The organism is Mesorhizobium sp. M9A.F.Ca.ET.002.03.1.2, assembly GCF_003952365.1.
Lineage (GTDB): Bacteria > Pseudomonadota > Alphaproteobacteria > Rhizobiales > Rhizobiaceae > Mesorhizobium.
In genome coordinates, this window is record NZ_CP034443.1 from 89,867 (window position 1) to 113,009 (window position 23,143).

The window sequence follows — 23,143 nt, forward strand, 5'->3', positions numbered from 1 at the left end:
GTGTGATCCGGCCACCGGGGTTTTACCGCCAGTAGGTGAATTTATTGTTGCCGGATTTGTCGTTGCCGAGGATTTGCGGTCTGGCGCATCCGACAATGCTTGCGCTTGGCGGAATGATGCGACATGAGAGACGCTGCGGTCGGACGGACCGCCCAAGCCCACCCCAGGCCCACAAGGAGACACCATCGTCATGGCCTTTCTTGCCGACGTCCTTTCCCGCGTTAAGCCTTCCGCGACCATCGCGGTGACGCAGAAAGCGCGCGAGCTGAAAAACGCCGGCCGTGACGTCATCGGGCTGGGTGCCGGCGAACCGGACTTCGACACGCCGGACAACATCAAGAACGCCGCGATCGAGGCCATCCGCCGTGGCGAAACGAAATATCCGCCGGTTTCCGGCATCGTACCGCTGCGTGAGGCGATCGCGAAAAAATTCAAGCGCGAGAACAATCTCGACTACCGGCCGGAGCAGACCATCGTCGGCACCGGCGGCAAGCAGATCCTGTTCAATGCCTTCATGGCGACGCTGAACCCCGGCGACGAGGTCATCATTCCCCGTCCCTATTGGGTGAGCTACCCGGAAATGGTGGCGATCTGCGGCGGCACATCCGTCTTTGCCGACACCTCGATCGACAACGGCTTCAAGCTGACGGCGGAGGCACTGGAAAAGGCGATCACGCCGAAGACCAAATGGCTGCTGATGAACTCGCCGTCGAACCCGTCTGGCGCCGCCTACACCGAAGCAGAGCTTCGAGCTCTGGCCGACGTGCTGCTCAAGCACCCGCATGTCTGGACGCTGACCGACGACATGTACGAGCACCTGACCTATGGCGACTTCGTCTTCAGGACCATCGCCGAGGTCGAGTCGAACCTCTACGAGCGCACGCTGACCATGAACGGCGTGTCGAAGGCCTACGCCATGACCGGCTGGCGCATTGGCTATGCAGCCGGGCCCGTGGCGCTGATCAAGGCGATGGACATGATCCAGGGCCAGCAGACGTCCGGCGCCTGCACCATCGCGCAATGGGCGTCGGTGGAGGCCCTGAACGGCCCGCAGGACTTCATCGCCAGGAACAAGGCGATCTTCCAGGCTCGGCGCGATCTCGTCGTGTCGATGCTCAACCAGGCGCGCGGCATCACCTGCCCGTCGCCCGAAGGCGCTTTCTATGTCTATCCGTCCTGCGCCCAGTTGATCGGCAAGAAGACCAAAGCCGGCAAGGTGATCGACAGCGACGAAGCCTTCTGCTCGGAACTGCTCGAGGCCGAAGGCGTGGCGGTCGTTTTCGGTTCGGCCTTCGGCCTCGGCCCGAACTTCCGCATCTCCTACGCCACGTCCGAGGCCTTGCTCGAAGAGGCCTGCACGCGCATCCAGCGCTTCACCGCCTCGCTGACCTGACTAATGCATGTCGCGCAAAAGTGCGCAGCGGTTTTGCGATAACGACATGCATAAAAACAAGGGCTTAAAGCGCATCTTGAACACCAAAACCCGGCCGCGAGCCGGGTTTTTCGTGGCGACAGGCACCAGCCTCATCCCTGCTGATTGGTTTCGCGCGCCGAACGTGCCTCGGCCGGCGCCAGAACGGCAACCAGCAGCCCGGCCGTGACAAACGAAACGATGGCCGCCGTGAGCATCGCCGCATGGAAGCCCCCGGCATAGGCGGCCGCGAACAGATCGCGCAGGCCCTCCTCGCCCATCGCCACATCGGCTGCGAAATCATGCCTTGAAACGGCGGCGCGTGCCACCGCTTCGGCATTGGCGGCACCGGCATTTTCAAGATGCGCCGTCAGCAGGGTTGTTGCCCGCAAACTCATCAAGGCGCCGAGCAGCGCGATGCCGATGGCGGCGCCACCCTGACGGGTCGCGTTGATCACCGCCGACACCATGCCCGAACGGTCGCGTGGTGCAAACGACATCGCGGCGGCGCTGCCTGTCGGGATGGCCAGCGCGTTGCCGAGGCCGCCGACGGCAAACAGCAGGCCGATCGTCAGATAGGTTGTCGAAGGTCCGGCCCAGCACATGCCCAGCATGGAAAGACCGGTCAAAACATAGCCTGATGTCATCAGCGCCGAGTGTCCATAGCGATGACTGAGCCTGCCGATTGCCGGCGACACGACCATCTGGACGAGAAACAGCGGCGCCATGCGCAGGCCTGTCTGCGTCGGCGACCAGCCCTGTGCTTGCTGCAGGAACATCGAATAGAGGAAGACGCCGGTGTAGGAGGTGAAGCCGAGCGCGAACGAGGCGACATTGGTGACGGCAAAGCGAATGTCGCGAAACAGGCCAAGCGGCAGCATCGGCCTTGGCGTACGCGCCTCGAAGACCAGGAAGGCTGCCAGGCCGGCCAGGCCGACAATAAGGGCCGTGACCGTCCGCCGATCGCCCCAGCCGTTTTCGCCCGCCGATATCAGGCCGAAGGTCAGCGCGCCGAGCCACAGAATGCTGAGCGCCAGGCCGACAAGGTCGAGATGGGCATGCTCAGGATGTGCGGTTTCCCCGATCGAAACCGCACCCAGCGCGATCGTGGCCAGGCCGAGCGGCAGGTTGATCAGGAAAATGCTCTGCCATCCGGCGGTTTCGACCAGGACACCGCCAAGGATCGGACCAGCAAGCAGCGAGACGGCGGCAAAGGAAGCCCAGCCGCCGATGACGCCGGCGCGCTCGCGGCCGTCGGAAAACGCCTGCGTCAGGATCGACAGCGCACCCGGAATGAGCACCGATCCGGCTATCCCTTGCACCACCCGGCCCGCCAGCAGCACCGGCAGGTTGGGCGCGATTGCACAGATGGCGGAACCGGCCATGAAGATGCCAACGCCCGCCAGCCAGGAACGTTTGCGCCCGTAGCGGTCGCCGATCAGGCCTGCCGACAGCATGAAGGCCGACAGGCAAAGCGTGTAGCCATCGATCACCCATTGCAGCCCGGCGAAGTCGATGCCGAGTGCAATCTGGATCGTCGGCAGGGCGACGTTGACGATGCTGATGTCGAGCAGCGCGACGAATGTGCCGAGATAGACGGCGGCAACAAGAGGCAGGCGACGGTTCGACATGACGACTCCCAACATGAGTGTGGACACCAAGGCCGCGCACCAAGCCGGCCAGACGCGTATTAAGAGCGATCACAATCGCCCGTCACGCCCCGGCTCAGCCGCCATATTGTTCGTCGGTCACCTTCTCCAGCCATTCGGCATGAACACCGTCGAGCGCCTCCTGCATGGCGATATGCTCCATCGCCGATTTCGGGCCGGCGCCGTGCCAGTGCTTTTCATCGGGCGCGAATGAAATGACGTCGCCGGCCCTGATTGCCCGCATCGGTCCGTTCCAGCTTTGCGCGAGGCCGGCGCCCGATATGACATAGAGCGTCTGGCCCAGCGGATGCGTATGCCAGTGGGTACGCGCGCCGGGCTCGAAACCGACCATGACGGCGCGCAGCCGCGCCGGCGCTTCCTTCTCGATGATCGGCGTCTGCAACACACGGCCGGTGAAGTACTTTTCCGGCGCGATGATGGTCGGCACGCTGCCGCAGGCAATGATCTTCATCGTCGCGATTCCTCAAGCTGACGGCGGATCGGTCGGCGACGACCGTTCCTTTTTGTCGCAAGAAACGGGCACTTTCGTCCGATAACCCTCATGGCGCAACCGCTTTTGCGGCTTCTCGGCGACTGGCTCTGTCGCGGGATTGACGGGAAAGCCTAAAATTAGCCTCGCATCCGACGGTTTCGCCGATCACGGCTCAACATCCGCGACATCGGGCCATCCTCAAATCCCTTGCCCTCCCGGCTAACCCGTGGGACGATGCTCTTGGGTAGGTGGCGAACTGAAAAAAGCCCCGCCCGCGACGGTCGACAGGCCGGCCGCCGCTCCCAGGGAAACGCCTGAGTGGAGGTCAGTCATGGGAACTCGCGCCGGAGGACGACGCACGGGACCGAAATGCATTGCCATAGTCGGTCCCTTTGCAAGCGGTAAGACGACACTTCTCGAAGCCATATTGGCCCGCACGGGCGCCATTCCCCGCCAGAATCCCGTTTCCTCGGGAAACACCGTTTCCGATCATTCGCCCGAGGCACGTGCCCACGCCATGAGCGTCGAGGCGACCTTTGCCACCACCGAATTCATGGACGAGCAGCTGACCTTCGTCGATTGTCCCGGCTCCATCGAATTCTCCTTCGAGGCAGAGCCAGTGCTCGCCGCCTGCGACATCGCCGTGGTCGTCGCCGAAGCCGATGAGAAGAAGATCCCTGCCCTGCAGCTGATCATGCGCAAGCTCGACGATCTCGGCGTGCCGCGCATCCTGTTCCTCAACAAGGTCGACAAGGCAATATCAGGCGTGCGCGACACGCTGAAGATGCTGCAGCCGGCAAGCTCGGTGCCGTTGCTGCTGCGCCAGATTCCGCTGCGCAAGAACAGCGTCGTCATCGGCTCGATCGATCTGGCGCTGGAGCGCGCCTACATCTATCGCGAATATGCCGAAAGTGAGATCGCCCAGATTCCGGATGACGACAAGGCGCGCGAGTTGGAGGCGCGCTTTTCCATGCTGGAGACGCTCGCCGATCACGACGACCAGTTGATGGAGCAACTCCTCGAAGAAATCGAGCCGCCAAAGGACGCGATCTTCGACGACCTCGCCGCAGACCTGCGTGACGGCGCGGTGACGCCAGTGCTGATCGGCACCGCCGAGAAGGGCAACGGCGTGCTGCGCCTGTTGAAGACGATCCGCCACGACGCGCCCGACGTCGAGGCGACCCGCAAACGTCTCGGCGCACCCGATGGCAACGCGACGGTGGTCCAGGTGATGAAGACCATTCACACCGCGCATGGCGGCAAGCTGTCGGTCTCGCGCATCCTGTCCGGCCAGCTTGCCGACGCCTCCGAGCTCTTCCTTTCGAACGGCGCCACGGCAAAAGTCTCCGGCATCTACAGAATGCTTGGCAAGGATCAGTCCAAGCTCACCTCGGCCAAGGCCGGCGACACGGTCGCGCTCGGCAAGCTGGACGACGTCACGACCGGCCAGACGCTGAGCTCGGTCAAGGGCGGGATCAAGTCGTTGGTAACGCTGGCGCCGCCGCAACCGGTCTTCGCCTTCGCGCTGCGCCCGAAGGAGCGCAAGGACGAGGTGAAGATGTCGGCGGCCATCCAGCGCCTTGCCGAGGAAGATCCCTCGCTCGGCCTGCGCCACAATCAGGATTCGGCCGAAACCGTGCTGTCGGGCCATGGCGAGATGCATCTGCGCGTCGTGCGCGAGCGGCTGGAGGGCAAGAACCAGATCCCGGTCGAAGGCCATCCGCCGGCCGTGCCCTATCGCGAGACGATCCGCAAAACGGCGCAGCAGCGTGGCCGCCACAAGAAGCAGTCGGGCGGCCACGGCCAGTTCGGCGACGTGGTGATCGAGATCAAGCCGCTGCCGCGCGGCTCCGGCTTCCAGTTCACCGACACCATCACCGGCGGCGCCGTGCCGAAAACCTATATCCAGTCGGTCGAAACCGGCGTGCGCGACTATCTGAAATCCGGCCCGCTTGGCTTTCCGGTAGTCGATGTCGCCGTCAACCTCTCCGACGGCTCCTACCATTCCGTCGATTCGTCGGACATGGCCTTCCAGATGGCGGCGAAGCTGGCGATGAAGGAAGGCATGGCCGCCTGCTCGCCAGTGCTGCTCGAACCGGTCATGAAGGTCGAGATCGTCACGCCGTCCGATGCGACCTCGAAGATCATCGCCCTGATCCCGCAGCGGCGAGGCCAGATTCTCGGCTACGATGCGCGGCCCGGCTGGTCGGGATGGGATGTCGTCGAGGCGACCATGCCGCAGGCCGAGATCGGCGACCTGATCATCGAGCTGCGTTCGGCGACCGCGGGCGTAGCCAGCTATCGTGCCGCCTTCGACCATATGGCCGAACTCACCGGTCGCCTGGCCGACGAGGCACTGAATGCCAACGGCAAGGCTGCCTGACACTGGATTTTGCCGGCAGTATCTCGGCCAATACACGCAAGCGGCGTCCGGAATTATCCGGACGCCGCTCTCTTGCGGACCGTCTTCGTGGGAGGCGAAACGGCAGGTCCGCCGCATGCACCGCCAGCGCCTGATGGCTGCAGCGGAAGAATGGTTCGGACGCGGTAGCCGCCTGAGCCCGATTCGTCCGAGTGATGCCCCCATCTCCCGCACGAACCACACCGCGTCCTATGATCTGCTTAGTCGATGCCGGACGCTTGCGATATGTTACCTGAGGTTACATGTCACTGTTACGTGACAATTTCGGCCGGCTTTCCATCGGCGCCGGCAGCTTTCGGGCAACAAAAAAGCCGGATCAACGAAGATCCGGCTGAGTTTGATTGGAAGTGCCTGTTAAGGCTAACCTCCAGAGGGGAACACTCAAGGGCACTAATGGGAGGAGAACGCGCCCAGGAGATGATCTATATATGTGCTCATCATGCCCAAGAAACAAGCATCTATTTTGCAACACACGCATGCAAAAAGACGCAGGCTGTGGTCTAACCCATTCCTTGATCCCATAGGACCAGCAGAATCGACGAAATGCAGTGCTCAGCCAGCCAAGAATCATTGCGAAAACAGCGAATCAGAGCCGATTCTCGCTCCAAGGCGCTGTAAACAACGAATGACGTCGAATCGGGCAGCACGCGTTTATTTTTGCGGCAATCGCGCATCGCCCCGAAAATCGGTTCCTATTTTGCTGCGCTGACCTTCGGCTCGGAAAGCATGATGCGCAGATTCGAAAACGCAAGAGCGCACTTTGCGCATCCAAGTGGACGCACGTCGCTCTAGAAGGAGCTTCGATGAGGATACGTCAGGCGATCGCCGGCAGCGCGCTGTTCCTCGTCGCAGCGCCCGGCGTGGTCGCGGGATTGCTGCCCTGGCTGTTGACCGATCGCTATCGTCTGCCATGGTCGACCCTGCCCGGCTTGGTCCCGGTCGGCTGGGTTCTGGTTGTCGTCGCGACGGCCTTGCTGCTTCATGCCTTCGCCCGTTTTGCGCTCGAAGGCCTGGGCACACCGGCCCCGGTCGCGCCGACGGAGCGACTGGTCGTCGGCGGCATCTACCGCCATGTCCGCAACCCGATGTATCTGGCGGTGCTGTCGATCATCCTTGGCCAGGCGCTGCTGTTTTCGAGCTGGGTGCTCGTCGCCTATGCCACTATCGCCGCCATCGCCATGGTCTCGTTCGTGAAGTTCCATGAGGAACCGACGCTTGCCCGCCGCTATGGCGCCGACTACGAGGCCTACCGCCATGCCGTTCCCGGCTGGCTGCCTCGCCTGACGCCGTGGCGTGGATGATTTTAGCTAGAAGAACAAGCGCGACGCCAAGAGTTCGGCCGCCAACCTTGGATCAGAACGACCAGCTGCGCGCCTTGGCGATAATGAAATCGCGGAAGACATGCAGTTTCGCCTGGTTCTTCATCGCATCGGGATAGGCGAAATAGGTGTCGAAGGACGGCACCTCGGTCTCCGGCAGCAACTGCACCAGCCCTGAGTCCTTGCTGATGACATAGTCGGGCAGCATGGCGATGCCGGCGCCACCCTGTACCGCGCGCTTGATCGACAAGATGTCGTTGATCTGCAGCGTCGGCACCCTTTGCCCGCCTTCGAAATCGCCGACTGTTTCCAGCCAGTTCAATTCCGACAGATGCGCCGGCACCGGCACGCCGAAGGTGACGATGCGATGGGTTCTCAGCTCGGCGATCGACTCCGGCTTGCCATATTTGTTCACATAGGAGGGAGCCGCGTAGAGGTGGAAATGCACGGTGAACAGGCGGCGCTGGATGAGATCCGGCTGCTGCGGCTGGCGCAGCCGGATCGCGCAGTCCGCCCGGCGCATGGTGAGGTCGAGTTCCTCGTTCGCCAGGATCAACTGCAGGCTGATCTCGGGATAGAGATCGATGAATTCCTGCACGCGCTCAGTCAGCCAGCCGGCGCCGAGCCCCACCGTGGTCGTCACCCTGAGCACGCCGGAGGGCCGGTCCTTGGCCTCGGTCAGCCGCGACTTGATCGTCTCCAGCTTCATCAGCACGTCATGCGCCGTGCGGAACAGCATCTCGCCCTGCTCGGTCAGCACCAGGCCGCGGGCATGGCGGTTGAACAGCGGCACGCCGACGTCATGTTCGAGCGCGCTGACCTGCCGTGAGATCGCCGACTGCGACAGATGCAGCGTCTCGGCGGCGTGGGTGAACGACCCTGCTTCCGCCGCAGCGTGAAACACGCGTAGTTTGTCCCAGTCCAACGCCATGATGCCCCTCGTTCTGTTTTTTGGCGTCTGAATGAAAATTTAGGCTTTTGCGCGGCTTCTCTCGGCGCGCTTGCTTACTCCGCCGCTTCGCGGTGAACTTCGATCCCGGCGAGGTACTTTTCCGCCTCGAGCGCGGCCATGCAGCCAAGCCCCGCCGCCGTCACCGCCTGGCGATAGATGTCGTCGGTCACGTCGCCGGCGGCGAACACGCCCGGCACGTCGGTGCAGGTCGAATCCGGCGCCGTCCACAGATAGCCGTTCGGCTTCTGCTTCAGCTTGCCGGCGAACAGCTCGACCGCCGGCGCATGGCCGATCGCCACGAACACGCCGTCGACCGTCAGATGCATCTCCTGGCCGGTCACCAGATTGCGCAGCTTCAGCCCTTCCACCGAAGGCGGCAGCGGCATCTTGCCGGACTGGCCGGTGATCTCGTCGACGACGGTGTCCCAGATGACGCGGACATTGTCCTTCTTGAACAGCCGCTCGCTCAGGATACGCTCGGCGCGGAAGTCGCTGCGCCGGTGGATGACCGTCACGCTCTTTGCCAGGTTGGAGAGGTAGAGCGCCTCCTCCACCGCCGAATTGCCGCCGCCGATCACCGCGACATCCTTGCCGCGATAGAAGAAGCCGTCGCAGGTGGCGCAGGCCGAAACGCCGAAGCCCATGAAGGTCTGTTCGCTCGGAATGCCCAGCCATTTCGCCTGCGCACCGGTGGCGATGATCAGCGCGTCGGCTGTATAGATCGTGCCGGAATCGCCCTTGGCCCGGAACGGGCGCACATTGAGGTCAACCTCGGTGATGATGTCGTTGATGATATCGGTGCCGACATGCTCGGCTTGCTTCAGCATTTGTTCCATCAGCCACGGACCCTGGATCGGATCGGCGAATCCCGGATAGTTTTCCACGTCGGTGGTGATCATCAGCTGACCACCCTGCTGCAGACCGGCGACCAGCATCGGCTTCAGCATGGCGCGGGCGGCGTAGATTGCCGCCGTATAGCCGGCGGGGCCGGAGCCGATGATGAGAACGGGTGCGTGCTTGGTGGTCATGGACAAGCCTTCACAACAACCGGACGCGAATGAAGCGTCCGGCACAGGGGTCGAATATCGGCCCTAATCTAGGTGTTGCAGACGACGCCAGCAAGACGACCTGGCCTTCGTCCCCGGAAAGCTTGGACACAAACAGGCGATCCATGAACATCTTGCACTGTGACTGTCCGAAAATCACCGGCTGAAGGGGATGGAATGGACACCAAAGTCGTTTAATTACAAAATCACGAAAGATTCTTGCGTGAAGCGCCGAAGGTATCCATGCCGCTCAAAGCCGATCTCGACGCCATCGACTGGAAGATCCTGCGCGAGCTTCAGCAGGACGGGCGCATGACCAATGTCGAGCTGTCCGGCCGCGTCGGCATTTCGGCGCCGCCATGCCTGCGCCGTGTCAGGCGGCTGGAAGAGATCGGCATCATCCGCGGCTACCGCGCCCTGCTCAATGCACCGGCGCTCGGCATGGACGTCGTCGCCTTCTGCCTCATCGGCCTGCATCACCAGGCCGACGCCGAGCTGAAAACCTTCGCCGAACGCACGCGCGGCTGGCCGATCGTGCGCGACGCCTGGATGGTGTCGGGCGAATCCGACTTTTTGCTGCATTGCGTTGCGAGCGACCTTGGCACCTTCCAGACCTTCGTCATCGAGGAGCTGGCCTCGGCGCCGAATGTCGATACGGTGCGCACCGCACTGACCATCCGCCGCGTCAAGGACGAAGGCCTGGTGGCTTTCAACGAAGTGAGAACCTGATTTAAGCCCTGCCGAGTTCGGCGATGGCGTCGCAGAGTTTTCTATGATCGTTGCCGGTCATCAGCTTGCGCGTCGCGAAGGCACCATCGCCGGCGATCCGATTGGATCTGCCGCGCACCAGCCAGCCCTCGCGCAGCCCGGCTCGCCGTCCAGCTTCCATGTCGTCGGCCTTGTCGCCGACGATGATCGATCGGCTGATATCCACGCCCAGCAGATCGCGGGCGCGCAGAAGCATGCCCGGGTTGGGCTTGCGCATCGGATGATCAGCTATCGCCAGATCCCCCGTCCCGCTCGAATGGTAGGCGCAGGCGAGCATCAGATCGATCCGGCAACCCTGCGCTTCGAGAAGCACCAGCAGCCGAGCATTGACTGCGGCGAAATCCGGCCAGCCGAAATAGCCGCGAGCTATGCCTGACTGGTTGGAGACTACGATCGTAGGAAGGCCGACACTGTTGGCCGTTCGGATCACCGGCAGCATCTCCGGCCTGAGCACAATGTCGGCCGGATCGCTGGGGTAGCCGGAATCGACATTGATGGTGCCGTCGCGATCGAGGAACAGCGCCGGCGTGCCAGCTGGAAAAACCGCGGTGCCGATCCGTTCGACCCACAAACCGAGCTCTTCGAGCGGATACCGCTTCGCGACAGCGTCCCTGTCAGCCATCGCAGAGGCGCGCTTCGACCATTTCGCACAGATGATGATAGAGGCACAGATGCCCTTGCTGGATGATCGGCGTCGAGGTCGACGGCACGTTGAGCAGGATGTCGCAGAGCGGCTTGAGCCTGCCGCCAGTATCGCCGGTCAGGCCGATCACCGTCATGTCCATCATGCGCGCCTGTTCGGCCGCGGCAAGGATGCTGGCCGAGTTGCCGCTGGTCGAGATGGCGAGCAGCACGGCACCCGCCGAGCCATGCGCCTCGACCTGGCGTGAAAACACCGTGTCGAAGCCGTAATCATTGCCCCAGGCGGTCAGCACCGCCGCATTGGCCGGCAGCGCGATGACATTGTAGGCCTTGCGCTCCTTCAGGAAACGGCCGACCAGTTCGCCGGCGATGTGGATGGCATCGCTGGCCGAACCGCCATTGCCGCAGATCAGCAGCGCCTTGCCCTGTGAAAGCGCCGCAACCACGGCGGTAACGGCCCGCTCCATCTCGCTGGTGAGGTCGCGCTCGACCATCGCCGAGATCGCGGCCGCCGAGCGGACTAGGTAATCGTTCAGTTCGGACATGAAAACCTCAGTTTGTATTGCCGGCGCGCAACTTGCCAATGGTGCCTGTCGTGCTTTTGCCGGCGACGAGATCGACCAGCACGACGCGTCCACCCGCCTTCTGCACCACATCTGCGCCGACCACCTGATCGATCGTGTAGTCGGCGCCCTTGACCAGTATGTCGGGCGTCAGCGCCTCGATCAGGGCGAGCGGCGTGTCTTCCTCGAAGACGACGACGGCGTCGACCGAGGCAAGCGCCGCCAGCACGCAGGCCCGGTCATGCTCATCGTTGACCGGGCGCCCAGGCCCTTTCAGCCGGCGCACCGAGGCATCGCTGTTGAGGCCCAGAACCAGCCGGTCGCACTGGCTGCGCGCCGCATGCAAGAGGCTGACATGACCGGCATGAAGGATGTCGAAACAGCCATTAGTAAAGCCGACGCTCAGGCCTTCGTCCTTCCACGTCGCCACCAGCCTGGCGGCGGCAGCGGCATCGAGGATCGCATCCTTGTGGGCAATCGGTCCGTGCGAGCGAAACAGCGCGCCGGTGAGTTCCTCGACCGTCAGCCGCGCGGTACCACGCTTTCCCACCACCACGCCGCCCGCCGCGTTGGCGATGGCGGCGGCCATGATGCGGTCGGCGCCCGCGGCAAGAGCCAGCGCAAATGTCGCGATGACCGTGTCGCCGGCGCCCGAAACGTCGAACACTTCCCGCGCCTGCGTGGTGATGTGCCGGGCATCGTCCGAGCCGACGACGCTCATGCCTTTTTCGCTGCGCGTCGCGACGACGAAATCGAAGCCATGTGCCGCGATCAGCTCACGCGCCGCGGCCACGATCTCGTCGTCGGCAAACACTTCACGTCCAACCGCCTCGCCGAGTTCCTTGCGATTGGGCGTGATTGCCGTCGCCCCGGCATAGCACGCATAGTCGCGCCCCTTCGGATCGACCAGAACCGGCTTTCCGGCCCCGCGGCAGGTCGAGATCAGCTCGCTTGCGACGCCGTCGAGCAACATGCCCTTGCCGTAGTCGGACAGGATAACGATGTCGGCTTGCGTAAGCGCAGCACGGAAATGCCGGATCAGCGTCGCGCGCTCCGCGTCGTCCAGCGGCTTGATTTCCTCTTCGTCGAAGCGCAGCACCTGCTGGCCCTGCGCGCTGAAGCGGCTTTTCGATGATGTCATGCGGTTCGCGTCCTGCGCGAGGCCGCCGGTGTCGACGCCAGATTCCCCGAGCATGCGCATGAGATTGCCGCCGGCCTGATCGTCGCCGATCGCCGAAACCGGTATCGCGGCAGCGCCGAGCGAGACGATGTTGGAGACGACATTGCCGGCGCCGCCCATCGCCAACGTCTCACCACGCCCGCGCAGCACTGGAATTGGCGCTTCAGGCGAAATCCGCTCGATGACGCCGTTGACGAAACGGTCGAGGATGAAATCGCCGACCACCAGCACGGTGACGTTGCCGAACCGCGAGATGGCACGGTGAAGGGGTTCGGGAGAAGGCAGGTATTGCTGGCTCATGTCATCCGCGACGTGCAATGAAAGCCGGTCCCGATGCTGTGAAAATGCCGGACTGGCAGGGCTGGTCGTTCATGGCGAAGCCGATATACTGCAATTCGGCGCAGCGCAACGGCAGGCATCGAGCGGGTGACAGCCAATGGCGGCTGGCGAATCAGCTTTTCTGCAAAGCGACATGGACGCCCAATCCCACGAGCACCACACCGCCGGCACGCCGCATGAGGTGCTGCGCGTGGCTCGAACGCCGCAGCCTGGTGATCAGCGCGCCGGCCAGCACCACGCACACGACATCCGCCGAGGAGAACATCAGGTTGACGATCGTCCCGAGGACGAGGAATTGCAGCCAGACGGGAAACGCCGCCGACGCGTCGATGAATTGCGGCAGGAACGCCATGAAGAAGATCGCCGTCTTGGGATTGAGCACCTCGACGGTGATGCTCTCGAAAAAGGCGCGGCGGGCAGATTTCGGGACAGTACCCGAGGCGACGGAGCCTGAGATGACGGCATCGTCTTGCGCCCTGGCGCGAAACAGCGAGATGCCCAGCCAGATCAGATAGAGCGCGCCGGCCAGCTTGACCGCGACGTAGAGCGTCGGCACGGCGTGGAAAAGCACGGACAACCCGGCAGCGGCGGCGACGACATGCACGTAGCCGCCAAGATGAATACCCAAGGCAGCTGTCAGGCCGGACCAGCGGCCGCGCGCCATGGTTTGCGCAGCAGCGTAAAGCATGGCCGGGCCGGGAATGTAGGCGAAGATCGCCGTGGTGGCGAAAAAGGCGATAAGCAGTTCGGTCGACGGCATTGCCTTTGCTCCTGTCGCGCTTCGCCGGTGGATCGCCGACTGAAGCGAGAGCTTTGCGGCGGCACTGTGGCGCTCCAGCACCGGTCTTGTGACGATGGGGATGGTCGCGAAGTAGGCCCGGCTCCCGAACTCACGCGAGATCGGACAAAAACTCTCTCAGGCGCCGCGCCGTTTCTACCGGAAATTGATCGACGAAGAAATGGCCTCCCGGAAGCGAGGCTTCGGTCACATTGGAACAGCGCTTTCGCCACTCCGAGGGAATATCGAACAGGGACGCCATTGTGCCGGACGAGCCGTAAAACACGAGCGTCGGGCAAGCGACCTTCCGGTCGAGATCGGCTGCATCGTGCTGGAGGTCGATGCTCGCGGCCGCCCGGTAGTCGGAGCATGAGCCGTGAACCATGCCGGGAGCGCGCCACGCACGCCGATACTCGGCCATCATCTCGGGATCGAAATCCGAGATCTTCGTCGCACCCCAGCCAACAAGGCAGGTTTCATAGAAGAAATCGGGATCGTTGCCGATAAGGCGTTCGGGGAAAGGTTCGGGCTGCGAAAGAAAATACCAGTGCCAATAGGCGCCCGCAACCTTCCGGTTGGTGTCCATGAACATCGCGTAGGTGGGCACGATGTCCATCACCGTGAGCGACAGCACCGCGTCGGGATGGTCGAGCGCCATCCGGTGTCCGGTACGCCCACCCCGATCATGGCCAACCATGTGAAAGCGGTTGAATCCAAGATGACGCATCAGGCCAACCTGGTCGGCCGCGAAAGCGCGGAAGGCGTAGTTCGAACAATCCGGCAAGCATTTCGGCTTCGCAGAATCGCCGTAACCGCGAAGATCGGCGCAGACAACCGTGAAATGGCTTGCCAGTTGCGGAGCAACCCGCGCCCACATGGCCCGGCTCTGCGGAAATCCGTGCAGCAGGAGCACTGGCGGCCCGGAGCCACCCACGTCGCAGGCGATATCTGTCCCCTCGACCGAAACGATCTTGTGCTCGAAGCCCTCAAACATGACCGGTCTGCTCCGACTTGGCCGAAACGCGCGCCAGGAATTTGAGATGGTCGATGACCGCCCTCTCGTGGAAGCCTTCGCCGATCAAACCGCATTCGTCCCTGCACGACACCTTGAAGCGCAGCTTGCGCCCTTCCACGGCGACAAGTTCGACCTCGGCGGTGACCGTCATGCCGGCCGGCGTGGCGGCGATATGACTGACGTCGACATGGGTGCCTACGGTTCTTTCGTGGCTGCCGAGAAACGGGCGCAATGCCTCGACGCACGCCCACTCTATGAAGCCGACCATGAAGGCCGTCGCAAAGACCGGAGGCATGTCGCCGAAGCCCGTGAAGGCCGGCGCCATGGCCGGAACCGTGAGCGTGCCGTCGACACGCAGGCTCTGGAGGAAGCGAAGACCGGGCTCTAGATTTGATGTCATGGTTGCATTGAAGACAGGCGAGAGCTTGACCGCCGATAGCGCGGCTGCCGCTCGGCGTTGATGAAAACCCGGTGTAAGGCTTCCAACGGAAATGAAGAGCGATTCAACCACCTGTACGGCAGACCTTATTTCGAAAACGGTTCGGTCGATCCATCCCTACATTCGTCGTACCTGGTCTCGACAATCTCGGGCATGCCGCCGTCGAACTTGAACAGGGATCAATATGGACTACTGGCACAATTACGGCGTCCAGCCGGTCCAGGCAGCCAGCGGCCTTATCGGCAGGCCGGCCGGCCTCTCCTATAAGAGCCGGAATCGGGGATGGCGTCGGGACCTGAATCAAAAACCCGCCTCTGTGGGCGGGCCGTCGGCGCAAATCAGCACCTTGAATAAATTCCTAGCATAAGTGCGGTCACCTGTCAAGTTGAAACCGCCCACGGTTGCAAGACAATCGCTTCAGGTTTGCGCTGCCCCTCATCGCCCTGCCGGGCACTTCTCCCCGTATAGTGACGGGGAGAAGGACGCCTTCGCAAAGGATTTCGCCAATCTCCACCGTTGCAGAAAGGGCGCCGAGGGTCGCGACAAACCCCTTCTCCCCGTCACTATACGGGGAGAAGGTGCCGGCAGGCGGATGAGGGGCAGCGCGGCGTCGACAATTGGCCTGTGCCCTGAACTCGCGTTCTCCCACCGCCCTCTATTCGGGCGCATCCCCCCGCAAAAGGTCGGCAGCGGTGCCGGACGGCCAATCCGCAACCACCAAGGCATCGACCTGAATGTGCTGCCTGGTCTTCCAGCCTGCTTTATCGACAGGCCTGCCAGCGTCCCCTATAAGGGCCGGATTCGGCAAGCAACCGCAGGTCAGGGCCTATTAACATGATCATCGTCACGGGCGGCGCCGGCATGATCGGCTCCAACATCGTCGCCGCGCTCAACGCCGAAGGGTTCAGCGACATCCTCGTCGTCGACGACCTGACCGACGGCCACAAGATCGCCAATCTCGCCGATCTGCAGATCGCCGATTATCTCGACAAGGACGATTTCCTGCCGCGCCTCGAAGAAGGCGGGCTCGGCCGCATCGAGGCCGTCTTCCACCAGGGCGCATGCTCGACCACCACCGAGTGGAACGGCAAGTTCATGATGGAGGTGAACTACGCCTATTCGAAGCGGCTGCTGCATGCCTGCCTCGCGCTGCGCGTGCCTTTCCTCTATGCCTCCTCCGCCTCGGTTTATGGCGGCGGCGCCGAGTTTCGAGAGGAGCCGGAATGCGAACGCCCGCTCAACGTCTATGCCTATTCGAAGAAGCTGTTCGACGACTACGTCCGCCGCACAGTCTTCGACACCGATCATTCGCCAGTTGCCGGCTTGCGCTACTTCAACGTCTATGGACCGCGCGAGGCGCACAAGGGTGCCATGGCATCGGTCGCCTTCCATCTGTTCAACCAGGTCGAGCAGGGCCAGAACCCGAAATTGTTCGGCGCCCATGACGGGTTCGGACCCGGCGAGCAGAGCCGCGATTTCATCCATGTTAGCGATGTCGCCGACGTCAATCTGTGGCTGTGGAAACGCGAATTGAGCGGCATCTTCAATTGCGGTACCGGCCGCGCCCAGCCGTTCCGCACCATTGCCGAAACGGTGATCGGCACGCTGGGCAAAGGGCAGATCGAGTTCATCGACTTCCCCGACCACCTCAAGGGCAGCTACCAGAGTTTTACCCAAGCTGATATGTCCCGGTTGCGCGCTGCCGGTTACAATGGTCAGTTTCGCACAGTGGAAACCGGCGTCAGAGACTATGTCGAATGGTTGAAAGCCCAGCGATCCTCGTGATCGGCCCCCGCTGGGTGGGCGACATGGTGATGGCGCAGTGCCTGTTCTCGGCGCTAAAAGAGCTTCACCCGAACACCGCGATCGACGTGCTGGCCCCGGCATGGGCGGCGCCGATGGTCAAGCGTATGCCCGAGATACGCCAGCAGATCGATCTGCCGCTGAAATCCGGCGTCCTCGCCTTCGGTGTCCGAAAGCGGTTCGGCCGCCTGCTGCGCGGTCGCTATGACATGGCCTATGTCATGCCGGGAAGCTGGAAGTCGGCGCTGGTCCCGTTCTTTGCCCGCATCCCGCGCCGTGTCGGCCATCTCAAGGAAATGCGCTATGGGCTGCTGACCGACATCGTTCCCTTGCCCGATGGTGTGAAACGGCGCACCGCGCAGGCCTATTTCGGCCTCGCGCAAGGGGGCACGTTCCGCCCCCAAGGCTTGCTGTCGACACGAAAAACCAGGCGGCATTGCTGGGTCGCTTCGGGCTGGAGGCGAAAAAATTCGTCGCGCTGATGCCGGGCGCCGAATTCGGCCCGGCCAAACGCTGGCCGAGTGAAGCCTATGCCGGCCTTGCCCGCGACGTGATGGCGAAAGGGCTGAAGGTCGCGCTGTTCGGATCGAAGAACGACGCCGACGTCACGGCGCAAATCGCCGCGCTTGCACCAGGCGCTGTCGACCTCGCCGGCCAGACGCGGCTGGAGGACGCCATCGACCTGATCGCCGCGGCCAGGCTCGCGGTGTCGAACGACAGCGGGCTGATGCATGTTGCGGCAGCGGTCGGCACGCCGATCGTTGCCGTCTACGGCTCGACCTCGCCGCAGAATACGCCGCCGCTCGCCGAGCACCGCGAACTGGTCTGGCTCGGCCTGTCCTGTTCGCCCTGCCATAAGAAAATCTGCCCGCTCGGTCATCTCAACTGCCTGAAGACGCTTGAAGTCGCACAGGTCGCGGCGGCAGTGGAGCGGCTGCTGGAAATACCGGCCGCCGCATGAAGGTGCTCATCGTCAAGACATCCTCGATGGGTGACGTCATCCATACCTTTCCGGCCGTCGAGGATGCGCGCCGCAACCGGCCCGATGTGTCGTTCGACTGGTGCGTGGAGGAGGCTTTTGCCGGCATCGTGGCGCTGCATCCGGCGATCGCGACCATCCACACCGTGGCGATCCGGCGCTGGCGCACAAGCCCGCTCGGCCGCGGCACATGGCGCGAGGCGGCGGGCTTGCGCCGCGCCTTGCGGCATTGCCGCTACGATCTCGTCATCGATGCGCAAGGACTGCTGAAATCGGCCCTGGTGGCGAAACAGGCAGCGGCGCCGATCGCCGGCTTCGACGGCTCGAGCGCCCGCGAACCTTCGGCGGCTTTGTTCTACGACCGCCGGTATGCTGTGCCGCGCGACCTGCACGCCATCGAACGCACTAGGCGGCTGTTCGGGCTGGCGCTCGGCTATGAACCGGATTTTTCCGGGATCGAGTCCGGCATTGTGCCGCCGGCCGGCGGTTCGACCCCAGCCGGCAATTCGACCCCAGCCGGCAATTTGACTCTTGTCGGCGAAAACTCCGCCTTCCTGCTGCACGGCACCAGCCGCGAGGACAAGAAATGGCCGGCCAGCGACTGGATCGAAACCGCCCGGCTTCTCGTTGCGAGAGGAATGACGCCGGTCACCACCTGGTCGAACGACAGGGAAAAGGCGGTTGCCGAAGCGGTCGCCGAGGCCGTTCCGCAGACCGTGCTGGTGCCGAAATCACCGCTTGCCGAGATCGCCGCGATCATCGGCCGGTCGGTGCTGGTCATCGGCGCCGACACCGGCCTCACCCACCTCGCCAGTGCCTTCGGCCTGCCGACCGTCGCCGTGTTCCTGGCGACGGAACCCGGCCTGACCGGCCCGCGCGGGCCATTCTCGTCAACGCTACTTGCCGCGCCCGGCGGTCGCCTCACACCCGCTGAGGTGGTGGCGGAGGCGGAGAGGCTGCTGGAACGACAAGCGCTTGATCAGGCCAAAGTTGGCAAGAATTGATTTCATTCAATCAATTCAATCGGAAAGGCCAGCGCTGCCCCTCATCCGCCTGCCGGCACCTTCTCCCCGTATAGGGACGGGAGAAGGGCTGAACACAGCCTCGGCACTTTTCATTACAACGTAAGAAATTGGCGAAATCAGCGATGACGGCGTCCTTCTCCCCGCCACTATACGGGGAGAAGTGCCCGGCAGGGCGATGAGGGGCGGCGCAAGCCTTGGTTTAAAAAGCGCGGGTCCGCGCGAAGCCGAGCCTCCCAATCCCCTCAGATGAACTGCACCTGGACGATCTCGTAACCCCGCGCGCCGCCCGGCGCGTTGACCTCGATCGCGTCGCCGACTTCCTTGCCGATCAGCGCCCGCGCGATCGGCGAGGAAATCGAGATACGGCCGGACTTCACGTCCGCTTCCTGGTCTCCGACGATCTGGTAGGTCTTCTTCTCTTCCGTGTCCTCGTCGACCAGCACCACGGTCGCGCCGAACTTGACCTTCTCGCCGCTGAGCTTGGTGATGTCGATCACCTCGGCGCGCGCGATGAAATCCTCAAGCTCGTGGACGCGGCCCTCATTGAGGCTCTGTGCCTCTTTGGCCGCGTGGTATTCGGCGTTTTCGGAAAGGTCACCATGCGAGCGCGCTTCGGAGATTGCCTCGATGATGCGCGGCCGCTCTTCTTGCTGGCGCCAGCGCAGCTCTTCCTTCAACGACGCGAACCCCTCGCCTGTCATCGGGACCTTGTTCATGATGCCTGCCCTTTCCTGCAGCCGCCCCCGCTTTCCGGGAGCGACCTTGTCGATGGTACAAAAAGAAAACGGTCCGGCAGCCTCGGGCTAACGGAACCGTCTCACCACAATTTTTCCCAATATAGCAATCTTCGCGGGTTTTTCACGCCAAAAAAATCGGTTTTGAAAAATTCACCCTCATTTGTGGAAATGCCATCGCGGCATCGCGGCTGGCAGGACGAGCGGCGACAAAAACCGGCTGCGATTGCCCACAGCCGGTGTGAGGAGCGTTCGGGAGTCGAGTCAGCTCCTCGTGAAATGGTCGATCTGCTCGGACAGCATACCGTATTCGCGAGATCCTTTGCCTATGCGCTTCTCGATCTCGCGGAGCTGTTCCTGGGCGCCGGCGAGATCGCCGATCTGCAGGTGGGCCTCGCCGAGATATTCGCGCACCAGCGTGTAGTTCGGATCGATGCGCAGCGCTTCCTCGTAATAGCCGAGGCCGACGGTGACGCGGCCGGAATGGCGATGCGAGTAGCCGAGATAGTTGAGGATGCGTGGGTCTTTCTTGTCCGCAGCCAGGCTGAGCACGGCGATCGCCTCGTCATAACGGCCGGCCATCGCCAGCGCGCGGCCCGCCTCATAGATGTTGTCGTCGTCCAGCATGCCTTGCTTGGGTGCCGCGCATTTCTTCAGTTTCTTGTCGTAGACGTAGCCTTTCTTGCATTTCGTGACGGTCTCGTTGCCGCCACCGCCTCCGGCGCCACCTCCGCCACCCTCGCCCGCCGAAAACACCGGGGCCGCAAACAGCGGCAGGGCGGCAAGCGCCAGAACCTGGATCAGCAATCGTCTGCGCATCGAAACCTCCTTGAAACACGATAGTGCGAGGCTAACGCCGGGCAGAAGCCGTTTCATCCCGGAAAAGATTGCGGCCGCCAAAAGCTTTTTCGAAACCGTCCGCAACGGCCGCAAGATTGAAGAGCCGAAGGTGACGTGACGAGCGCCGCAAATTCGCTATCATCCAGCATACGGCAAACGGAGCATGCGGAGAAGGCCAGTGCGGCGGCGCGTTGAAAGGGAATGGGAACTTTCCATCGGTCCCGACACCGTGCGCCTGTTTATCCTCAAGGCGAAGGCGCTGAGTGCTGCCGTCAACGAAGACTATGCCGATGGCGCCGAGCACGAGATAGAACTCGACGGCGAGGCGCACGACAACCACCATCATGACGGCCTCGCAGAAGAAAGTTCCGAAAACCTCACCGAAGAAGAACTGCGCGAACTGATCAACGACCTCAATGTCGACGAGGCGGCCGAACTCATCGCGCTGGCCTGGGTCGGCCGCGGCGACTATGACGCCTCGGAATGGGCGGACGCGGTGGCCGCCGCGCGCGAGCGCGTCAGCAAGCGCACGGCGAAATATCTGCTCGGCATGCCGCTCCTGGCCGATTGGCTGGAGGAAGGGCTGGAAGCGATCGGCGCGTAACACCGCGGTTACTGTTCGTGATCGGCCAAACCTGCCTTCGCGGCAACCTCCGCACGCGCCCGCCGTTAAGGGCGAATGGCGGCGCTGACCCTTCCCCGATTGATCAGATTGACCCGATCGATCAGATTGCCCGGATTGGCCAGATCGAGCGGATTGGTGCTGCCTTTGGCGGCGGCCATGCTGTGCGCAGGAGCGGCCTTGGCCAAGGCTCCAAAATTGCCTGAAACCGTGCCCGTCCCGCAGCTCAATCGATCGCAACCAGCGCAGAAAGCCGCGCCTGCCGACGTGCCGGTCCCCGAGTCGCGTCCGGCGGATGCGCCAACGCCTGATCAACCCGCGACCGACAAACCGGACCAGCAGAAACCCGATCAGCACGGGGAAGCCAGGCCGGAGCCGCCGGCAGTCGCTCCAAAGCCGGCCGAAAAGCCCGCTGAGGCGGAGCCGCCGGCCACCGCCCCGAAACCACCGGAGAAGCCGACGCAAACGCAGGAGAAAGAAATCCCCCCCGACCCGCGCTCGGCCTCCGTGCCGCAGGAAAAACTGCCGGAGGAGGAACTTGCCTGCCGCAGGCGGCTGAAGTCGATGGGCGTCGACTTCGAGGAACGCAAGGCCGAGCACGATGCGGCGGTCGGCTGCTCGATCCCCTATCCGATCGCGCTGAAGACGCTGGGCAAGTCATTGGATATCAGCCCCGAAACCGAGCTGAACTGCCAGATGGCCGAGGCCGCCGCGCGCTTTGCCACTGATATCATCCAGCCGGCGGCCAAGGCCGAGTTCGGCGCCGATCTCAAGTCGGTCGGCCAGGCATCCGCTTTCGTCTGCCGACAGCGCAATGGCGGAGGGAAACTGTCGGAGCATGCCTTCGGCAACGCGCTCGACATCGCCAGCTTCACGCTTTCGGACGGGAAAAGGATCGACATCGGCCCGGCACCGCCGGAAAAGGACGCAAAATTCCTGAACGCACTGCGCAAGGCAGCCTGCGGACCGTTCAGGACCGTGCTCGGCCCGGGCAGCGATGCGGATCATTCGCTGCATTTCCATCTCGATCTCGCACCGCGCCGCAACGGCGGCACCTTCTGCCAGTGATCCTGATCAAGTTGCCGCAATTTGGCCGCAGGCCTGAACGCCGGCGCTGAGTTTTCCTTTACCCTTGATCGTTAAAATGCCTGCCATCCGATCATGATTCCGAAAAGTGGGAACCGGTTTTCGGAAAAGATCATGGTCAAACAAACAGGCAGAACCTGATCGGGATCAGGTTCGGGGACAGGGAACCTGCCTATGGCCGGGATATTTCGCGCCGCGTCTGTCGCCGTGCGGCAAACGAAACGCGCGCGCACCGTTGCCGCCGGCCTTGCTCTCGCTGCGGTTTCGGCCTGCAACACCGGCAGCGTGCTGTCGCTGCAGCCGGCCGTCGACGTCGGATCCCAGACAGCTGCAGTGCCGCAATATTCCGGCCCAAAATATACTGGCATGCAGACCCTCGTCCCGTCCAACCCGTATATGACCGCCGCCTATCCGCGCATGGACGAGCCGATGGCTCCGACCGAACAGATGCCTGCCAGCGAGGTCGACTGCCGCAAGGAGTTGAAACGCCTCGGCGTCGTCTACACCGACCTTGCGCCGATCCGTGAAGGCCAATGCGGCATCGACTATCCGGTCAAGGTCTCGTCCATCGGCAGCATCGGGATGAAGCCGGCCGCGACGCTGACCTGCGACATGGCCGCCACTTTCGCCGGCTGGACCAGGAACGAACTCATCCCGTCCGCCCGCTGGCGTTATTTCTCCGGCGTCAAGACCATCCGCCAGGGTTCGAGCTATTCCTGCCGCAGGATCGCCGGCGAAGGCGTGCTGTCGGAGCACGGCAAGGGCAACGCCCTCGACATCATGAGCATAGAGCTCAACAACGGCAACGATATCGACGTGCGCAAGCCCGGCCTGTTCGCCTTCCGCACGCGCGGCTTCCTCAACACCGTGCGCGCCGACGGCTGCCAGTATTTCACCACCGTGCTTGGTCCCGGCTACAATTACGACCACCGCAACCATTTCCATTTCGACGTCAAGAACCGCAAGAACGGCTACCGCGCCTGCCGCTGAGCCGTGGCGGTTGCCCTCTGCCCAAGGTCCGTGGCGCCGCGTAGAATG

The 23,143-nt window shown here is 63.1% G+C and carries 24 protein-coding genes; 11 read left to right on the forward strand and 13 right to left on the reverse strand.

All coding sequences use genetic code 11. The annotated features are described in order from the left end of the window. Nucleotides 1-190 precede the first annotated feature (190 nt). The gene (locus EJ066_RS00480) at nucleotides 191-1,393 is read left to right on the forward strand and encodes a pyridoxal phosphate-dependent aminotransferase (protein ID WP_126034316.1); all 1,203 of its coding nucleotides are present in this window, start codon (nucleotides 191-193) and stop codon (nucleotides 1,391-1,393) included. A 131-nt stretch (nucleotides 1,394-1,524) separates the two neighbouring features. Here the strand turns inward: EJ066_RS00480 and EJ066_RS00490 are convergent, their stop codons facing one another. Continuing rightward, nucleotides 1,525-3,042 carry a DHA2 family efflux MFS transporter permease subunit gene (locus EJ066_RS00490; RefSeq protein WP_126034318.1) on the reverse strand — a complete coding sequence of 506 codons (1,518 nt, stop codon included), beginning with the start codon at nucleotides 3,040-3,042 and terminating at the stop codon, nucleotides 1,525-1,527. A 94-nt stretch (nucleotides 3,043-3,136) separates the two neighbouring features. Continuing rightward, entirely contained in the window at nucleotides 3,137-3,532 is a 396-nt protein-coding gene (locus EJ066_RS00495; protein ID WP_126034319.1) for a cupin domain-containing protein, read from the reverse strand. Nucleotides 3,533-3,884: 352 nt separating this feature from the next. Here EJ066_RS00495 and EJ066_RS00500 point away from each other — a divergent pair, with 352 nt between their 5' ends. Both EJ066_RS00500 and EJ066_RS00505 read left to right on the forward strand, forming a co-directional pair. Beyond that, nucleotides 3,885-5,936, forward strand: a complete 2,052-nt coding sequence (locus tag EJ066_RS00500; RefSeq protein WP_126034320.1) for an elongation factor G — start codon at nucleotides 3,885-3,887, stop codon at nucleotides 5,934-5,936. An 842-nt stretch (nucleotides 5,937-6,778) separates the two neighbouring features. After that, nucleotides 6,779-7,276: an isoprenylcysteine carboxylmethyltransferase family protein gene (locus tag EJ066_RS00505; protein ID WP_126034321.1), complete on the forward strand. Its 498-nt coding sequence runs from the start codon at nucleotides 6,779-6,781 to the stop codon at nucleotides 7,274-7,276. A gap of 52 nt (nucleotides 7,277-7,328) precedes the next feature. On the opposite strand, the gene EJ066_RS00510 is transcribed toward EJ066_RS00505, so the two are convergent. Beyond that, nucleotides 7,329-8,225 (reverse strand): LysR family transcriptional regulator, encoded by an 897-nt coding sequence (locus EJ066_RS00510; RefSeq protein WP_126034322.1) that lies wholly within the window; start codon nucleotides 8,223-8,225, stop codon nucleotides 7,329-7,331. 74 nt (nucleotides 8,226-8,299) lie between these two features. Further along, nucleotides 8,300-9,274, reverse strand: a complete 975-nt coding sequence (trxB, locus tag EJ066_RS00515) for a thioredoxin-disulfide reductase (RefSeq protein WP_126034323.1) — start codon at nucleotides 9,272-9,274, stop codon at nucleotides 8,300-8,302. Nucleotides 9,275-9,535: 261 nt separating this feature from the next. Between trxB and EJ066_RS00520 the strand changes: the two genes are divergently transcribed. Next, nucleotides 9,536-10,021: an Lrp/AsnC family transcriptional regulator gene (locus tag EJ066_RS00520; protein ID WP_126034324.1), complete on the forward strand. Its 486-nt coding sequence runs from the start codon at nucleotides 9,536-9,538 to the stop codon at nucleotides 10,019-10,021. Between the two features lies 1 nt (nucleotide 10,022). Here EJ066_RS00520 and EJ066_RS00525 read toward each other — a convergent pair whose 3' ends face one another. From EJ066_RS00525 to EJ066_RS00550, 6 genes are all read right to left on the reverse strand, one after another. Then, on the reverse strand, nucleotides 10,023-10,682 hold the full coding sequence (locus tag EJ066_RS00525) for an HAD family hydrolase (RefSeq protein WP_126034325.1): 660 nt from the start codon (nucleotides 10,680-10,682) through the stop codon (nucleotides 10,023-10,025). Then, nucleotides 10,675-11,247: an SIS domain-containing protein gene (locus tag EJ066_RS00530; protein WP_126034326.1), complete on the reverse strand. Its 573-nt coding sequence runs from the start codon at nucleotides 11,245-11,247 to the stop codon at nucleotides 10,675-10,677. Before EJ066_RS00530 ends, EJ066_RS00525 begins: the two co-directional genes overlap by 8 nt. 7 nt (nucleotides 11,248-11,254) lie before the next feature. Continuing rightward, on the reverse strand, nucleotides 11,255-12,745 hold the full coding sequence (rfaE1, locus tag EJ066_RS00535) for a D-glycero-beta-D-manno-heptose-7-phosphate kinase (RefSeq protein WP_126034327.1): 1,491 nt from the start codon (nucleotides 12,743-12,745) through the stop codon (nucleotides 11,255-11,257). A gap of 151 nt (nucleotides 12,746-12,896) precedes the next feature. Further along, the gene (locus EJ066_RS00540) at nucleotides 12,897-13,544 is read right to left on the reverse strand and encodes a LysE family translocator (protein ID WP_126034328.1); all 648 of its coding nucleotides are present in this window, start codon (nucleotides 13,542-13,544) and stop codon (nucleotides 12,897-12,899) included. A 130-nt stretch (nucleotides 13,545-13,674) separates the two neighbouring features. Beyond that, complete coding sequence (locus EJ066_RS00545; protein WP_126034329.1) at nucleotides 13,675-14,556, reverse strand: alpha/beta hydrolase; 882 nt, start codon at nucleotides 14,554-14,556, stop codon at nucleotides 13,675-13,677. Next, nucleotides 14,549-14,977, reverse strand: a complete 429-nt coding sequence (locus EJ066_RS00550) for a thioesterase family protein (protein ID WP_126034330.1) — start codon at nucleotides 14,975-14,977, stop codon at nucleotides 14,549-14,551. The genes EJ066_RS00545 and EJ066_RS00550 overlap by 8 nt, the downstream gene beginning before the upstream one ends. An 873-nt stretch (nucleotides 14,978-15,850) precedes the next feature. On the opposite strand from EJ066_RS00550, the gene rfaD reads away from it, so the two are divergent. Genes rfaD through waaC form a run of 4 tightly spaced genes read left to right on the forward strand, consistent with a single transcriptional unit; the run spans nucleotide 15,851 to nucleotide 18,802 of the window. Then, entirely contained in the window at nucleotides 15,851-16,801 is a 951-nt protein-coding gene (gene rfaD / locus EJ066_RS00560) for an ADP-glyceromanno-heptose 6-epimerase (RefSeq protein ID WP_126034331.1), read from the forward strand. Continuing rightward, complete coding sequence (waaF, locus tag EJ066_RS32325; protein ID WP_281035446.1) at nucleotides 16,774-17,301, forward strand: lipopolysaccharide heptosyltransferase II; 528 nt, start codon at nucleotides 16,774-16,776, stop codon at nucleotides 17,299-17,301. The genes rfaD and waaF (EJ066_RS32325) overlap by 28 nt, the downstream gene beginning before the upstream one ends. After that, entirely contained in the window at nucleotides 17,256-17,780 is a 525-nt protein-coding gene (waaF, locus tag EJ066_RS32330; RefSeq protein ID WP_281035447.1) for a lipopolysaccharide heptosyltransferase II, read from the forward strand. The genes waaF (EJ066_RS32325) and waaF (EJ066_RS32330) overlap by 46 nt, the downstream gene beginning before the upstream one ends. Next, on the forward strand, nucleotides 17,777-18,802 hold the full coding sequence (waaC, locus tag EJ066_RS00570) for a lipopolysaccharide heptosyltransferase I (protein ID WP_126034332.1): 1,026 nt from the start codon (nucleotides 17,777-17,779) through the stop codon (nucleotides 18,800-18,802). The genes waaF (EJ066_RS32330) and waaC overlap by 4 nt, the downstream gene beginning before the upstream one ends. A gap of 263 nt (nucleotides 18,803-19,065) precedes the next feature. On the opposite strand, the gene greA is transcribed toward waaC, so the two are convergent. Both greA and EJ066_RS00585 read right to left on the reverse strand, forming a co-directional pair. After that, on the reverse strand, nucleotides 19,066-19,539 hold the full coding sequence (greA, locus tag EJ066_RS00580) for a transcription elongation factor GreA (protein WP_126034333.1): 474 nt from the start codon (nucleotides 19,537-19,539) through the stop codon (nucleotides 19,066-19,068). Between the two features lie 282 nt (nucleotides 19,540-19,821). Next, on the reverse strand, nucleotides 19,822-20,376 hold the full coding sequence (locus EJ066_RS00585) for a tetratricopeptide repeat protein (protein ID WP_126034334.1): 555 nt from the start codon (nucleotides 20,374-20,376) through the stop codon (nucleotides 19,822-19,824). A 199-nt stretch (nucleotides 20,377-20,575) separates the two neighbouring features. Here EJ066_RS00585 and EJ066_RS00590 point away from each other — a divergent pair, with 199 nt between their 5' ends. Then, nucleotides 20,576-21,001 (forward strand): DUF3775 domain-containing protein, encoded by a 426-nt coding sequence (locus tag EJ066_RS00590; RefSeq protein ID WP_126034335.1) that lies wholly within the window; start codon nucleotides 20,576-20,578, stop codon nucleotides 20,999-21,001. Nucleotides 21,002-21,066: 65 nt separating this feature from the next. Here the strand turns inward: EJ066_RS00590 and EJ066_RS31680 are convergent, their stop codons facing one another. After that, nucleotides 21,067-21,207: a hypothetical protein gene (locus tag EJ066_RS31680; protein WP_245455050.1), complete on the reverse strand. Its 141-nt coding sequence runs from the start codon at nucleotides 21,205-21,207 to the stop codon at nucleotides 21,067-21,069. On the opposite strand from EJ066_RS31680, the gene EJ066_RS00595 reads away from it, so the two are divergent. Both EJ066_RS00595 and EJ066_RS00600 read left to right on the forward strand, forming a co-directional pair. Continuing rightward, entirely contained in the window at nucleotides 21,200-22,087 is an 888-nt protein-coding gene (locus EJ066_RS00595) for an extensin family protein (RefSeq protein ID WP_245455051.1), read from the forward strand. The genes EJ066_RS31680 and EJ066_RS00595 overlap by 8 nt on opposite strands. A gap of 192 nt (nucleotides 22,088-22,279) precedes the next feature. Beyond that, complete coding sequence (locus tag EJ066_RS00600) at nucleotides 22,280-23,095, forward strand: extensin family protein (RefSeq protein WP_126034337.1); 816 nt, start codon at nucleotides 22,280-22,282, stop codon at nucleotides 23,093-23,095. Nucleotides 23,096-23,143: the final 48 nt, after the last annotated feature.

Excerpts from the sequence above, each read along its gene's own strand:
- EJ066_RS00480 (WP_126034316.1), top strand. The coding sequence starts at position 191 with ATGGCCTTTCTTGCCGACGTCCTTTCCCGCGTTAAGCCTTCCGCGACC.
- EJ066_RS00490 (WP_126034318.1), bottom strand. The coding sequence starts at position 3,042 with ATGTCGAACCGTCGCCTGCCTCTTGTTGCCGCCGTCTATCTCGGCACA.
- EJ066_RS00495 (WP_126034319.1), bottom strand. The coding sequence starts at position 3,532 with ATGAAGATCATTGCCTGCGGCAGCGTGCCGACCATCATCGCGCCGGAA.
- EJ066_RS00500 (WP_126034320.1), top strand. The coding sequence starts at position 3,885 with ATGGGAACTCGCGCCGGAGGACGACGCACGGGACCGAAATGCATTGCC.
- EJ066_RS00505 (WP_126034321.1), top strand. The coding sequence starts at position 6,779 with ATGAGGATACGTCAGGCGATCGCCGGCAGCGCGCTGTTCCTCGTCGCA.
- EJ066_RS00510 (WP_126034322.1), bottom strand. The coding sequence starts at position 8,225 with ATGGCGTTGGACTGGGACAAACTACGCGTGTTTCACGCTGCGGCGGAA.
- trxB (WP_126034323.1), bottom strand. The coding sequence starts at position 9,274 with ATGACCACCAAGCACGCACCCGTTCTCATCATCGGCTCCGGCCCCGCC.
- EJ066_RS00520 (WP_126034324.1), top strand. The coding sequence starts at position 9,536 with ATGCCGCTCAAAGCCGATCTCGACGCCATCGACTGGAAGATCCTGCGC.
- EJ066_RS00525 (WP_126034325.1), bottom strand. The coding sequence starts at position 10,682 with ATGGCTGACAGGGACGCTGTCGCGAAGCGGTATCCGCTCGAAGAGCTC.
- EJ066_RS00530 (WP_126034326.1), bottom strand. The coding sequence starts at position 11,247 with ATGTCCGAACTGAACGATTACCTAGTCCGCTCGGCGGCCGCGATCTCG.
- rfaE1 (WP_126034327.1), bottom strand. The coding sequence starts at position 12,745 with ATGAGCCAGCAATACCTGCCTTCTCCCGAACCCCTTCACCGTGCCATC.
- EJ066_RS00540 (WP_126034328.1), bottom strand. The coding sequence starts at position 13,544 with ATGCCGTCGACCGAACTGCTTATCGCCTTTTTCGCCACCACGGCGATC.
- EJ066_RS00545 (WP_126034329.1), bottom strand. The coding sequence starts at position 14,556 with ATGTTTGAGGGCTTCGAGCACAAGATCGTTTCGGTCGAGGGGACAGAT.
- EJ066_RS00550 (WP_126034330.1), bottom strand. The coding sequence starts at position 14,977 with ATGACATCAAATCTAGAGCCCGGTCTTCGCTTCCTCCAGAGCCTGCGT.
- rfaD (WP_126034331.1), top strand. The coding sequence starts at position 15,851 with ATGATCATCGTCACGGGCGGCGCCGGCATGATCGGCTCCAACATCGTC.
- waaF (WP_281035446.1), top strand. The coding sequence starts at position 16,774 with ATGGTTGAAAGCCCAGCGATCCTCGTGATCGGCCCCCGCTGGGTGGGC.
- waaC (WP_126034332.1), top strand. The coding sequence starts at position 17,777 with ATGAAGGTGCTCATCGTCAAGACATCCTCGATGGGTGACGTCATCCAT.
- greA (WP_126034333.1), bottom strand. The coding sequence starts at position 19,539 with ATGAACAAGGTCCCGATGACAGGCGAGGGGTTCGCGTCGTTGAAGGAA.
- EJ066_RS00585 (WP_126034334.1), bottom strand. The coding sequence starts at position 20,376 with ATGCGCAGACGATTGCTGATCCAGGTTCTGGCGCTTGCCGCCCTGCCG.
- EJ066_RS00600 (WP_126034337.1), top strand. The coding sequence starts at position 22,280 with ATGGCCGGGATATTTCGCGCCGCGTCTGTCGCCGTGCGGCAAACGAAA.